Annotated in this window: 10 protein-coding genes; 3 read left to right on the top strand and 7 right to left on the bottom strand. The window is 44.6% G+C overall.

Annotated elements, in window-relative coordinates; all coding sequences use genetic code 11:
• Positions 1-157: 157 nt before the first annotated feature.
• Positions 158-823 (bottom strand): SGNH/GDSL hydrolase family protein, encoded by a 666-nt coding sequence (locus tag AC06MN_RS15285; protein ID WP_475673242.1) that lies wholly within the window; start codon positions 821-823, stop codon positions 158-160.
• Positions 824-1,099: 276 nt separating this feature from the next.
• Between AC06MN_RS15285 and AC06MN_RS15280 the strand changes: the two genes are divergently transcribed.
• On the top strand, positions 1,100-1,606 hold the full coding sequence (locus AC06MN_RS15280; protein ID WP_475673241.1) for a 5' nucleotidase, NT5C type: 507 nt from the start codon (positions 1,100-1,102) through the stop codon (positions 1,604-1,606).
• 161 nt (positions 1,607-1,767) lie between these two features.
• On the opposite strand, the gene AC06MN_RS15275 is transcribed toward AC06MN_RS15280, so the two are convergent.
• Positions 1,768-2,292: an N-acetyltransferase family protein gene (locus tag AC06MN_RS15275; RefSeq protein WP_475673240.1), complete on the bottom strand. Its 525-nt coding sequence runs from the start codon at positions 2,290-2,292 to the stop codon at positions 1,768-1,770.
• Complete coding sequence (locus AC06MN_RS15270) at positions 2,289-3,881, bottom strand: hypothetical protein (RefSeq protein ID WP_475673239.1); 1,593 nt, start codon at positions 3,879-3,881, stop codon at positions 2,289-2,291. The genes AC06MN_RS15275 and AC06MN_RS15270 overlap by 4 nt, the downstream gene beginning before the upstream one ends.
• A gap of 145 nt (positions 3,882-4,026) precedes the next feature.
• Between AC06MN_RS15270 and metG the strand changes: the two genes are divergently transcribed.
• Entirely contained in the window at positions 4,027-6,150 is a 2,124-nt protein-coding gene (gene metG, locus AC06MN_RS15265) for a methionine--tRNA ligase (protein ID WP_475673238.1), read from the top strand.
• Between the two features lie 273 nt (positions 6,151-6,423).
• Here metG and AC06MN_RS15260 read toward each other — a convergent pair whose 3' ends face one another.
• Entirely contained in the window at positions 6,424-7,047 is a 624-nt protein-coding gene (locus AC06MN_RS15260) for a ribonuclease H1 domain-containing protein (protein ID WP_475673237.1), read from the bottom strand.
• Between the two features lie 297 nt (positions 7,048-7,344).
• On the opposite strand from AC06MN_RS15260, the gene AC06MN_RS15255 reads away from it, so the two are divergent.
• Positions 7,345-9,855 (top strand): alpha-N-acetylglucosaminidase, encoded by a 2,511-nt coding sequence (locus tag AC06MN_RS15255; RefSeq protein WP_475673236.1) that lies wholly within the window; start codon positions 7,345-7,347, stop codon positions 9,853-9,855.
• Positions 9,856-10,012: 157 nt separating this feature from the next.
• On the opposite strand, the gene AC06MN_RS15250 is transcribed toward AC06MN_RS15255, so the two are convergent.
• From AC06MN_RS15250 to AC06MN_RS15240, 3 genes are all read right to left on the bottom strand, one after another.
• The gene (locus AC06MN_RS15250; RefSeq protein ID WP_475673235.1) at positions 10,013-10,234 is read right to left on the bottom strand and encodes a hypothetical protein; all 222 of its coding nucleotides are present in this window, start codon (positions 10,232-10,234) and stop codon (positions 10,013-10,015) included.
• On the bottom strand, positions 10,231-11,748 hold the full coding sequence (locus AC06MN_RS15245) for a T9SS type A sorting domain-containing protein (RefSeq protein ID WP_475673234.1): 1,518 nt from the start codon (positions 11,746-11,748) through the stop codon (positions 10,231-10,233). The genes AC06MN_RS15250 and AC06MN_RS15245 overlap by 4 nt, the downstream gene beginning before the upstream one ends.
• An 82-nt stretch (positions 11,749-11,830) precedes the next feature.
• Entirely contained in the window at positions 11,831-12,850 is a 1,020-nt protein-coding gene (locus AC06MN_RS15240; protein ID WP_475673233.1) for a hypothetical protein, read from the bottom strand.
• Between the last annotated feature and the right edge of the window lie 417 nt (positions 12,851-13,267).

Genomic DNA, 13,267 nt, shown 5'->3' with positions numbered 1-13,267 from the left:
TTGGAATCAGTAGCTATGGAAAACATAGGAAATTTTCTTCAAAGTTACTGATTTCCAAGATATTATGCAAGTGTTTTAACTAAAAAAACACCGGATTTTTCCGTTTTTTTGCTCTTCTTGAAATTTTTGTCATGTACTAAGGATTTAAAATTAAAATTTAAAAATATCGTTTTACAGCATCACGCCAAACTTGGTAGCCTTTTCCCGTCAGATGTAGGCCGTCATTTGTATAGTCAAGGTTCATTTTGCCTTCTGCATTGGCGAAAAACGAAAACAAATCTATGTAAGTAACGTTTTCTTCCTCAGCGATTTGCTGCAACAAAGCATTGGTTACGGGAATGTCTTTCCAACGTGCCGTGTGGCCTTCAAACATGCCGTAATGGTCGTTGACGGGCAAAACGCTCTGAATGAAAATTTTAGTGCGCGGAGAATCCGCCTTGATTCTTCTGACGATTTGCCGTGTTTTTGCCGCCACGGTGTCGGGATTGCCGCCACGGCCCAAATCGTTGATGCCAATCATCAGGAAAACCTTTGCGGGCTGGCCTTTGGTGATGGTTGCCAGGCGGTTGAGCACGCCATCGCACACATCGCCGCTGATGCCGCGGTTTTTGCAATGTCTGTTCTGAAAAATCTCGCTCCATTCGCCGCCATCGGTGATGCTGTTGCCTAAGAAAATGATGTCGCGGTGCGAAGTCGGCAAGGTCTCAAACAACAGTTCGCGCTGGTCGTAATAAGTGCTGAATTTACCAATGGTTTGGCCTTCCGTTTGCTGGAAAGGTATCAAGCAAAGCGCAAAAAAAACAAGAATACATGTGCGTTTCATAAAAACTAAATTTTACGGCTGCAATAATACGACAATTCGCTGATATATTGGATTGCAAATTTTGAAATGAAGAATCTTTGTTTCTTTTGTTTCTGCAACGTATTATTGGCATTTACACAGTAATAGATTGAAGCATTATATGTAATCCAGAATGTTCAATAAAGAAATAATTTCACTTTCTTTCAATTGGTTTCAGTATTTTTATAATATTTGCAACTGATTATGTCACATATCTACTTATAGAATCCTATTCATTTATTAATGGATTTTCGAAAGATGAACACACAAAACAAAACATTATTATTCGTTGACATGGATAATGTCCTTGTTGACTTTGGTTCAGGACTAGCCAAAGTGCCAGTAGAAGAACGGGCAAAATATGAGAAAAGGGTGCAAAATAAGAATGGCTATTTTGAAGTCACTGATTCCGAATATGATTGTATTCCAGGAATTTTTTCGTTGATGGAACCTGTGTCAGGTGCGATAGAGTCTATACGTAAACTCAATGAAAAATATGACATTTATATTCTTTCTACGTCGCCATGGAAAAATCCGTCAGCATGGAGCGATAAGTTGATTTGGGTTCAAAAATATTTCGGTGATGTGTTTTACAAACGTTTGATTTTGTCACATCACAAAGACCTTTGCCATCGTGAGGGTGCCTACCTCATCGATGATAGAACCAAGAATGGTGCTGACGCTTTCGGGAATCACCTAATTCAATTCGGAACGGAAAGGTTTCCTGATTGGAACAGCGTAGTGGAATTTTTGATGGGAAAATGATTTGTGATTTTTAAATATTTGGTAAAAACGAAGCTTTTAAGTGCCCTCAAGATTTATCGTGTTTCGTTTAGCTGGTTTCGTTTGAGGCATGATAAAATAGAGACGCGCCATGGCGCGTCTCTATATGATATTTGATTATTGGACATGTCAAGAAACCAAGCCTAATTCAGCTTGTAAATATTCGAAACATGTTCAAAACCATGATGTTCGAAGAAAGCATGAGCCGAATGGTTCTCGCGTCCCGATTCAAGATAAATGTCTTTTATGCCTTTTTCCTTGAACCAGGCAAAATCGCGCTGCATCAAGGCGGTGCCGATGCCTTGCGAACGGTTTTCGGACAAAACGAGCAAATCGCACAACATGCCAAACGGCTCGGCGCCATCTTCTTCAATATCAATGACGGAAAAACCAAGCAGTTGTCTTTCTGCGTTTTCCGCTACAAAAACTGCGGCATCATCCGAAGCCAAATGTTCGGTGATGTATTTGTGCCACATTTCGGCAGCATTTGGCGAAGGCCGACCGGCAAATTTACCATCCTCGGTATGAACGGCCACGCCAACACCCATTTGTATTTCACCATGCGAAATGTATTCGGTATGCGCATTGATATGACCGAGGAAAGCCTCTTGAAGCCTTTCCGCATCAGCCATAACTGCTTCTCTTATCGTATAATTCGATGTTTTCATTTTCTCTTGCGTTTGAATAAGGAACGGAAAAAGTCCTTGCCGATGAGCACTACCGAAAGGAACAAGGCAAGAACCATCAGGATGGCGGAAAACCATATCAGGCCATTGGCCATGTGCTCCGACTGGTTTTCGCCAGCGGCCAGACTGATGAAAGGCAACTCGATAGGCTGGAACAATATTTCGAGAAGCGAAACCGCTGATATCAAGCCTAATACGATGTTCAGTGTGTTGCTTTGCTTCATCGATTTGTACTCGCTCAGGTTGTGCATCGAGTCATTGACGCGGTTCATGATGTTTTCCAGTTTCTCCATATCCTCATCGAGTTCAAGGCGTTTCACCGTGCGGTCGAACATGATTTTGTGAGAGACGAATTTCGAATATTTGACGGCATCGAGTTGCAGCAGCAAATTCGTCATCTCGATGCTGATTCTTGAATTGGCAGCGATGATTTCTTGCGGGTCGACATCCTCGGAATCGGTCAAGGTGAAATCTACAAGCCGCTGATTCACATAGCCTATAGTGAATTTCTTCGCCAAAATCATTTCCAAAATCAAGAGATATTCAGGCCACGAAACGTGATAATGCGAACGCTCGGCAAGATGTTCCGCCCAGTCGGTCGGCGCATCGGCACTGCGCAAGCCGTAAGTGCCAAACACCACGCACATGTTTTGATTGACCAAGACCAAGTCGTCGGTGTCGATGGCGATGTTGCAGCCGCAGACATCTTCATACGACTCTTCCGTGCGAAAAGGCCATTCGCCAGGATAGGAAGTCATCAATCCGACCAATTCCTTTTTGTGATGCTCATAAATGTGGCTGATGATGCCTGCTTCGTCATAACCGAGGTTTTGGAAAGTGCCGTCGTAATGCTGCAAATCCTCCCAAATGTCTACCATCACGTAATTCAGGTCGCGCATTGGCTCCACCTTGAATTTGCCGCGCTTGTGGCTGCTGACAGCACTGAGGCAATGCTGAAGCACAAGGTTCTTATAACGCTGGCAGACCAGCTCAAAAGTATTTGTCGCCCCCTCCAAATCGATGGTCTGACGATTGTCGGGACAAGGCGTCCCGTCCTCCAAGACCTGAAGGTCGGAGACATCAACACTTTTCAGTTCTAAGTTGATATTTGTGCCGTCGCTGTCGTCGTCATTCATGCTCCAGTGTTCTGCGCCCATATTGAGTGCCGCCAAAGCTATGAGATGGTCGGTGGTCAGCAAATTGTCGCTTCTGAAAGCCTTTCCGTCGTTCACCAGACGATACGTCAAGGAGACGGTCTTATTGAAGAAAAGCGACATCTCGACATACATATCGCCCTCAAGATGAACCACATACGGATCATCGAGCTTGATGTCCATGTGGAAACCCTGCAACTTGAAACGGGCGATGCTCTTCTGGTTGGGCGGCAAGACGAAAATCTGCGAATCGATGTCTTTTTCAATGCGTTCAAAAAGACCCGTTCCAACAGCTTTTTCAATATCGAACTCAAAGCCGTAAGGCACCACGAAAGTCTGCATGAAAACCAAGGAGAAACCCTTGTAACGCAGGCCTTTGTGTTCATCCGTGCAGCATAAAACATTTGCTTCAGCCATAGTTGTAAATTTATTGGCAAAAATAAAGAATTTGACTTTGATTGTTTATTTTTCAGAATGATTTTTCAAATAATTCAGTGCTTAGCAAACAAAAATCCGCATTTTTCAACTATTTTTGCAACCGCTTTTTAAATATATCAGAAATATGGAATCAACAAACAAACATTTTAAGCGTTACTTAGTAACCACAGCTTTGCCTTATGCAAACGGTCCAGTTCACATCGGTCACCTTGCCGGCGTTTATATTCCTGCCGACACTTACGTCCGTTATCTCCGAATGTGCGGCGAAGAAGTCATGTTTGTCGGTGGTTCCGACGAACACGGCGTGCCGATTACCATCAAGGCCGAAAAGGAAGGCTGCACGCCTCAGGACATCGTCGACCGTTATCATGGCATCATCAAGAAATCGTTCGAAGAACTGGGCATGAGCTACGACATTTACTCACGCACCTCTTCGGCAATGCATCATGAAACGGCTTCGGAATTTTTCGAGAAACTCTATAAGGAAGGCAAATTCATCGAACAGGAAAGCGAACAATATTTCGACCCTGAACGCCAGAAATTCCTGTCCGACAGATATATCGTCGGCACTTGCCCGAAATGCGGTACCGAAGGTGCTTACGGCGACCAGTGCGAAAAATGCGGCAGTTCATTGAGTCCAAACGAACTGATCAATCCTCATTCGCAACTCAGCGGTGCCGCTTTGGTGAAGAAGATGACCAAACACTGGTATCTGCCTCTCGACCAATACGAACCTTGGCTCCGCGAGTGGATTCTGGAAGGCCACAAGGAATGGAAGACCAACGTTTACGGCCAGGTAAAGAGCTGGTTGGACAGCGGTTTGCAGCCTCGCGCCGTTACCCGCGACTTGGATTGGGGCGTTCCCGTTCCGATTCAAGGTGCCGATGGCAAGGTGCTTTACGTTTGGTTTGATGCGCCTATCGGCTACATTTCCAACACCAAGGAAATCTGCCAGCAAAGAGGCGATGACTGGGAAAAATGGTGGAAAGACGAAGACACCAAAATGGTGCATTTCATCGGCAAAGACAACATCGTTTTCCACTGCATCATCTTCCCTTGCATGTTGAAGGCTTACGGCGATGGTTTCATCGTGCCTGAAAACGTGCCTGCCAACGAGTTCCTGAACCTTGAAGACGATAAGATTTCCACCTCCCGCAACTGGGCCGTGTGGCTGCACGAATATCTTGAGGAATTCCCTGGAAAACAGGATGTTTTGCGTTACGTCCTTACGGCAAATGCCCCTGAAACCAAGGATAACAACTTCACTTGGAAAGACTTCCAAAACCGCAATAACAACGAATTGCTTGCCATTTTCGGCAATTTCGTCAACCGTGTATTGGTTCTTACAGATAAATATTGCAACGGAAGGGTTCCAGAACTACCAAAAAATATTACTGAGTCAAACTTAAAACACATTGCATCTATAGAAGTTTTTCAAGGAGACAAACGATCACAAAAAGATGAAAACATCATCAATAGAATGAATGAATATCCTGACCGAATAGGTAATCTAATTGAAAACTTTAAATTCAGAGAAGCATTATCAGAATTAATGAATTTGGCTCGGCTTGGAAATCAGTATTTAACAGAAGAAGAACCTTGGAAAAAATATCAAAGTGATCAATCTAGATTCAAAGTGGTAATTGCTCTATCATTGCAGATTGTAGCAAAGTTATCAATACTATCAGAACCTTTCCTGCCATTCAGCGCACATAAGTTGCAAAAGATGATTGGTTTGGAGGGCAAACAATGGAATGATGCCAAGACAACCGTTTTGCTTGAAGCCGGCAAGATGCTCAACCAGCCAGAACTGCTGTTCGAAAAGATTGAAGACAGCGTGGTGGAAGCCCAACTGAAGAAACTGGAAGACACCAAGAAAGCCAACCAACTGAACGCTTGGAAGCCTGCCGAAGTGAAACAGACCGTCAGTTTCGACGATTATATGAAAGTTGATGTCCGCGTAGGCACCGTTTTGGAATGTTGCAAGGTGCCAAAGGCCGACAAGCTGCTGCAATTCCTCATCGACGACGGCATGAACAAACGCACCATCGTCTCAGGCATTGCCAAATACTATCCGAATCCTGAAGAATTGGTCGGCAAGCAGGTTTGCTTTGTGGCCAATTTTGAGCCTCGCAAACTGAAAGGCGTGGTTAGCGAAGGCATGATTCTTTCCGCCGAGGACAAGGACGGACGTCTGGTGCTGCTCACCCCAAGCCAGGTTGTGGCTTCAGGTTGCAGCGTAGGTTGATCATCAACTCAATATGATATGGGAAAGGCGGCCTTACGGTCGCCTTTTTCCGTAGAGACGCGATTCATCACGTCTCAAACTATAAAATTTACATAAAAGACACAATGCTTCGCCCCTTCGACACGCTCAGGGAGCGATGCTCAGCAAGCTGATTTACAGCTCATTGAGCCTGTAGAAATGAGAAGGTGTTTTTGCTGATTAATTATGAATAGTTGCTTATTCCGATAATTGTCATTTACGGAAATTTGCGTTCACACAAGTTCCCCGATTCGATTATTTTCTTCCGAAATCAGCAGGAATTTCGCCCCAAACCTCTGTGCGCCATTTGATGATGGGAATGTCTACTGTGTTGTTAGCCAGCCAGTTTTCAGCCCTTTGAATCAATTCAAAAAGATAAGCGTTTTTGCTGTTGGGTTGCAGTTTGGTCTTACATTTCTTTTGTCTAATCCAAATCTGTGCATTGACGGAATCGCTGTAAATCGGGAAATTCATGCCGTTTTTTTTCTGATAAGCCAAGGCATGAACGATGGCCAAAAACTCACCGATGTTGTTTGTGCCGTTTTCAAAAACCGGACTCCTGAAAATTTCGGCTCCCGTTTCGATGAACACGCCTCTGTATTCCATTAATCCCGGATTGCCTGAGCAAGCTGCATCAACTGCGAAAGCCCGACTGATAGGTTTTTCAGAACAGCTGCAAGCCTGAACTTTGTCGACGGGAGCAGCATTCCGATAAGCCTCATAACCCATTTTGAAAGCAGCCTCTGCACTTTGCAAATCGGGGAAACCTTTATATAAAGCTCCTTTTGAACATATTATCTCCTTTTTACAAGTTTCCCAATCATTGTAAATGCCTGGTTTTCTGCCTCTCCAAACAACGTAATATTTATTTTTCGCCATGGCGCAAAGGTACGGGATTTTTTGGAAACAGAAATCAGTAAGAAGGAATGAAAAAAGTCGGGAGTGAGAAAAATGCGATGCTTCGGCAAACTCAACAATCGCATCTTGCAGTGTCTCGAAGTTCCGAAATCTCGTACCCAATCATTTTGCGGCTTAATTTTGACTACCTACTTAACATTTGTTTTTTCGGCCTTGTCACGAGTTGGCGGGGTCGTTTTTTTTCATCCGTTTACCTTTCATTTGCAACAAAACACTAATTTTGCAGTTTCTTATTCAGAAAATTACAACCGTATTGATATGAAAAACCATCTCATCAAGACCGCGCTGCTTTCGCTGATATTCCTCACGATAGGCAGTGCAAAAGCACAACAGGCTGTGCAGCAGCTTTCAAGACGCATTTTGGGCGACAGGGCATCTGAAATCGGATTAGTCGTTCAGAAAAACGACAAGCCGGAAAAAATGGAAGATTTTTTCCGCATTGAATGTAAAGAAGGAAAAATCCAGATTATTGGCAATAGCGACAACTCGGTGGCTATGGGCCTCAACTATTATCTGCGCCACTACGCCCACGTTTACGTTTCGTGGAATGCCGCCGACCCTATCGAACTGCCAAAGAAATTCCCTGCTGTCGAAAGTGAAAAACCCATCTACAAAAGAGCATTGGTCGACAACCGTTTCTTCCTCAATTACAGCACTTTCGGCTACACAATGCCATGGTGGGGCTGGGACGAATGGGAACGTCTCATCGACTGGATGGCATTGAACGGCATCAACATGCCGCTTGCACAAACAGGCCAGGAAGCCGTTTGGTACGAAGTGTGGAAAGACTACGGCATGACCGACCAGGAAATCCTCAGTTATTTTGCTGCTCCCGCCCATCTGCCTTGGCATCGCTTGGGCAATCTTGACGGTTTCCAAGGCCCTTTGACAATGTCGTGGATCAACAGTCAGAAGGAATTGCAGAAAAAGATTGTGGCCCGCGAACGCGAACTCAACATGAGGCCTGTGCTTTCAGGTTTTTCGGGACACGTTCCGCAATACATAGCCGAAGCCTACAACACGATCAAAATCAAGAAAAATCCATCGTGGCGCGGTTTCCAATCCACCTATTTCCTTGACCCGAGCGAACCGCTTTTCGCCCAAATCCAGCAGAAATTCATCGAAAAGCAAACGGCACTTTATGGTTCAGACCATCTTTACGCCGTCGATCCATTCAACGACATGGACCCACAAAGCTGGATGGAAGATTATCTCATGAAAACATCTCACAACATTTATGAGTCGCTGTCAAAAGCCGATTCGTGCGCCAAATGGGTGCAGACGGGCTGGATGTTCTATCGACAAAGCACACTTTGGAATACCGAACGTATGAAGATATATTTAGGCGGTGTTGAAAATCGCGAAGATCTCATCCTGCTTGATTATTACTGCGAAAATACAGAAATCCATAATGAGTCCAACGATTTCTTCGGCTATCCTTTCATTTGGTGTTATTTGGGCAACTTTGGAGGCAACACCAAATTGTCGGGCAGCGTTCATCTGCTGAACGAAAAAATGAGCGGTTTGTTTGGCCTGAACGCAAGCCCATCTGACGCCAGCAACATGCAAATTGGCAAACCTAATGGTAATGGCAAGCAAACTGGCAAACCTAACACCAAATCTAAACCTGTAGGGAAAAGTGCCAGCCAGAAACAGAAAGATATTAATAGAGGAACAACAATTTCCAATTTGACAGGCATTGGCGCCACTCTGGAAGCGCTTGATTGTAATCCGGTTATGTATGAATTCCTTTTCGAGCGCGTATGGCAAAAGGACGTAGATGTTGAAGCCTGGATGAAAGACTGGTCGGCAACACGTTTCGGCAAGGAAAACGAAAATGCCGATGCCGCATGGCAGTTGCTGAGCAAAAACGTCTATACCAATTGGGTCTACGATGTGAAAGATTCAAAACTGATGGAACGCCCTGCTTTCCCTATCAAAAACAATGACAAAAAAGCAAAACCGGTTTCAAGAAGGAAAAAGGAAGAATTTGTTTTCAGCAACGACTCTTTGCTCGCTGCTTGCCAGAACCTGCTGAAATCCAAGTCGAAGCGCGATAGCTACAATAACGACCTTGCTGTGTTCTATTCACAATGGATGGCCAACTATTTCGAAGAAATCTACAACCAATTCATTGAAGCCTACAACGCCAAGGACTTAAAGCAAATGAAAGCAATAAAGAAGCAAGCCAATGAACTTATCGACGATGCCGATGCCTTGCTTTCAACTCAGCCTTCGATGCTGTTGGGCGGATGGCTTAATGCAGCCCGCAACATGGGCACGACAGCTGCTGAAAAGGATTATTTCGAGAAAAACGCCCGCACCATTCTCACCACTTGGGGCAGCGACGAGTCAAACGATTACGCCTGCCGTATGTGGGGCGGACTGGTCAAAGGCTACTATGGTCAACGCTGGAACATGTTTTTCGATGCCGCCATCAATGCCGTTGAAAACAATCGCTCGGTGAATCGGATTCAACTTAACAAGGATCTGATTGCCTTCGAACAGCAATGGGCCGACCAACACGACACTTATCCTACGGAACCTCAGGGAAATGCGGCAAAGATTGCTAAGAAAATCAACAAGAAGATAAACAAATATTATGTAAAGGTAAAAGCTGCCAAGCAGAAGGAACTCGGCGATGCAGATAAGCTGAAAAAAATGGAAAAAGAGAAAGCTGAAATCGAAAAGAAGAAGCCATCGACAAAACCTTCTAACACTAAACCGACAAATCCTAAGCCTAATGGTGGCAACCCTGAGAAGAAATGATAGGAGTATAATAAAAAAGAGGGTGACCAAAAAGTCGTTTCCGAGACTTTTATATTCGGAGAGGGATACGAGAGCAAAGTCAAATACGCGATTCTCCAGAGCGTTTTTTGGCTTTTTGGTCACTCCCTTTTTTGATTTTTTGAGGAAAACTACGTCTTTACTTTTCTGAATATCTATCCGTGCGCGTGGACTTAATCAGCACTATCCGATGGTGATGCTCCTTGTCCGTTGCCGCCGTGTCTATTGGAGCCAAATTTTGGATTTCCACCTCTTTTTGCGGGGAAGGCTGCTTGAGTTTCTCTTGCCGGCATCCTGCCAGCAGCAGGGCGGTAGCCGCCACTGTTGCCGCGAAAATGTGTTTGATTGTAATGTTTTTCATTCCTTCACCGCCCTATCCGAATAAACCTTTCCGCCTTCAAGTGTAATCCTTGCTACATATTGCCCTGCTGGAAGGCTTGCAACATCCATTTCCGCCGTGCGCGAATGGGCAACGCAGCGGCCTGAAATATCGTACAATTCAATGCTTTCAGGTTTCACATCGGGCGAAAAATGAATGGAAAGTTTGTCTTTCATGGGGTTTGGATAGATGAGGTAGGGGCGGATGTATTGCTCCATTTCGGGAGTACACCAGCCTTCGTCGGTGAAGGAAAGAAAATACAGTGTAGGCGGGTTGAGATTGCCTTCGGCATCGCGGTAGCCAGAATATATTCCTCCAATGGCAATGCCGCCATCGTCGAGCAAGGCCATACGCTTCCCTTCGTGAACCGGAAGGTACGGCTCAAGGCAGAAACGCTGCCAGACGATATTGAGGTTGCCGTCTATTTTCACAACAGATACATAGCCTGGGTTTCCCATTGAGGCTCCAACCCAATCTTGTGTGTTGTAGGCAAAATAGGTGTATCCATCGTAGGCTTTCTCCAAACCGATAGGAAAGCCGCATCCTAGGTGCTCAATGTATGGTATGCTCTTGAACCTGATCGCGCAGGTCACCTCATGGCTGCCGTGTTTGATGCCCGCTATGCAGTTGCCTTTTGAATTTGGATTGATGCTACTGAATCGGTCTGCATACAGAAACAAGCCGTCTTCCCATTCCATCATTTTCATCCAAGAGCTGATTTCCCACCATGAATTCGGATAATTATCGGACGGGCTGAAATATTCCTTGATGTTGAACAAGGTGTCCATCACGTAATTGTTGCCATGATAAGCGTGACCGTCATAGTCTTTAAGGCAAACCACATATTCCAAAGGTGATTCGTTGAACACATTGAAATAATAGCCTCCCAAATTGCCTGGCATTTCGGAATACGGATACCTGGCCCTGCACTTCACCGTGCCGTCGAGACCGACCCGGATGAAATAGAAATTGGTGTCGCCCCTCAGTTCATATAAATACATGATGTCTCCGTGGGAGTCCATGAAAGGATTCAGGAAATTGTTAATCTGGAGGCTGTCGGAAATGTGTACCGTAACTTCCTTTTCTGGGTGGAAGTCAAGGTTTTCGTCGAAGAAAGAGATGCGCAGGAAGGTTTGATTCAAATCGTAGTCGTTGTACATCTTGGCAAACACGTAGTCGTCTGCAAGAGGATTTTCTGCAAGGAGAAAATTATACATATCGTCGTCTTCAACAAAAACGGAATCCACAACGGAAAGTCCGTTGTTCCTTGCAATCTTCAACAGACGGTTTCCCTTGTCGGCCAAATAGTTGCCTTCTTCGTCAATCTCATGCAATTGGACATTGGCGAGGATGCTTCCGTCGCGCATCGCAATCATGTTGCGCAAGTCGATGTCGTACCACCCGACGCTGCGGTGGCATAGCGAGTCGCAGGTCTGGGCTTGCACTCCAACACACAGGAGAAGGAGTGCGGCAAGAATGGTAATGTGATTTTTCATTATATTATATTTTCTGGTTTAGAAAGAGACAAAAGTTCTTTAGGCCGAAAAACATCGGCCTAAAGAACAAAACCAATTGCAGTTAGTAGTCGAATCCGTGTCCAGGATTAGCTACAGGAAGGCCAAACGAGATTTTTATTTCATGGTAGGCTGTTTGCGTAGCAGAAATGCCATCAGAAACGCTGTGGAATGGGTCGTGATTATAAATAGCTGGATTTATACTCCAACAAATGATGTCCTCTGTATGCTGTGCGTCAACCTGTCTAAGTGAGCGGCCCAGTTCAAGGTATGAGCACAAGTAATAGCACATATCTTTGCAGATGTCCTCATTGAAACTTGCATTCGTGCAATATATCCTGGAATTTATGAAATTAGGGGAACCGTAAGGGTCAATGTAGTTCACGAAAAGAGGATATTCTACTCTTGTGATGGTGAAATAAAGCCGTCCCAGACTTGGGTCTGTGTTCTTGCTTTCTATGATGTTCAGAACCCTTTCTAATTCTGTCATGCCAAAATCGAAAGCAGGGTAATCAATATTGGATGAAAAATACATATCACAGTAAACGGAATCATTTGGTGACCAACAATGATAATCATCATTATAAGTTACCATGAGCGAAACCGTGATTTCCCCCTCTTCCGAAATAGAAGAATTGATAAAGCGGAAGTGCTTGTTGTCAAGATTGAGGTTGTTATACAGATTGTCGATGTCATCAGCTATTTCTGCGTAAGCCGTTCCAAGGTCAGACAACGCAACTTTTCCCGCAAAGACGGGCACGCGGGCGGTTAGTGTCTCTTTGCGAATATCGTCAAATTCCACATTGGCATTAGCGAAGTCGTAATTGGCCAGACTGGACAGATGCCACGAGGCCTCCTCAAGAGAAAGCTCCGCATCATCTCCTTTGGTTGGCGACAGAATACGTTGCTTGAAATCTTTCAAATAGGCGTTCATGTCGTCAATCTGCCTAGGGCGAGTGATGGTGGCGCATTGAGGAGCCTTGGCTTCGGGAGCCTTTGTTTCGTTGTCTTTCTTGCATGAAGCAAAGATTGTCAGTCCCATCAGTACGATGGCGGCTAAAAGTGTTGTGTGTTTGTGATTCATTTTATTGAAATTTAATTTGTTAGTTTTTAATGGCAATTTTTTCCATTGCCGGATTTTCTTATTACATATAACATCCTGTTATGAAAAGAATGTCTGTCTTTGCAGCCGAAAGGCTGCCTTAAACAATACGCACAAGGTGTTGGTGAGGACGGCGTTACGTATTGGGTGCTTTGCGGAAAATACAGTTGCTACACCATTGTTCCGCAAGCACCTTTTCCTTTTTTTCGTGTTGTTAGATGAACTTGTTTTTCCAACTCATGGCTCAAAAATGATTTGGTTAATTAGGGATTGTCGTTTAATGTTTTCAATTTGAGCGAAGCAGCGACTGGTTCCATCCGTTTTCTGCGTTTGGCTCATCAGATTTACGTTTTTATATCTCATTCCGGTCATTTCGGCCGGATTTTTCGTCTGTTTCCT

The organism is Candidatus Limimorpha sp. (assembly GCF_056203535.1).
The sequence above is the reverse complement of the archived record's forward strand: the minus strand, read 5'-3'. Positions and strand labels throughout refer to the sequence as shown.

Bases quoted from the DNA above. Each gene is read 5' to 3' on its own strand.
- AC06MN_RS15285 (WP_475673242.1), bottom strand. From the start codon at position 823: ATGAAACGCACATGTATTCTTGTTTTTTTTGCGCTTTGCTTGATACCT.
- AC06MN_RS15280 (WP_475673241.1), top strand. From the start codon at position 1,100: ATGAACACACAAAACAAAACATTATTATTCGTTGACATGGATAATGTC.
- AC06MN_RS15275 (WP_475673240.1), bottom strand. From the start codon at position 2,292: ATGAAAACATCGAATTATACGATAAGAGAAGCAGTTATGGCTGATGCG.
- AC06MN_RS15270 (WP_475673239.1), bottom strand. From the start codon at position 3,881: ATGGCTGAAGCAAATGTTTTATGCTGCACGGATGAACACAAAGGCCTG.
- metG (WP_475673238.1), top strand. From the start codon at position 4,027: ATGGAATCAACAAACAAACATTTTAAGCGTTACTTAGTAACCACAGCT.
- AC06MN_RS15260 (WP_475673237.1), bottom strand. From the start codon at position 7,047: ATGGCGAAAAATAAATATTACGTTGTTTGGAGAGGCAGAAAACCAGGC.
- AC06MN_RS15255 (WP_475673236.1), top strand. From the start codon at position 7,345: ATGAAAAACCATCTCATCAAGACCGCGCTGCTTTCGCTGATATTCCTC.
- AC06MN_RS15250 (WP_475673235.1), bottom strand. From the start codon at position 10,234: ATGAAAAACATTACAATCAAACACATTTTCGCGGCAACAGTGGCGGCT.
- AC06MN_RS15245 (WP_475673234.1), bottom strand. From the start codon at position 11,748: ATGAAAAATCACATTACCATTCTTGCCGCACTCCTTCTCCTGTGTGTT.
- AC06MN_RS15240 (WP_475673233.1), bottom strand. From the start codon at position 12,850: ATGAATCACAAACACACAACACTTTTAGCCGCCATCGTACTGATGGGA.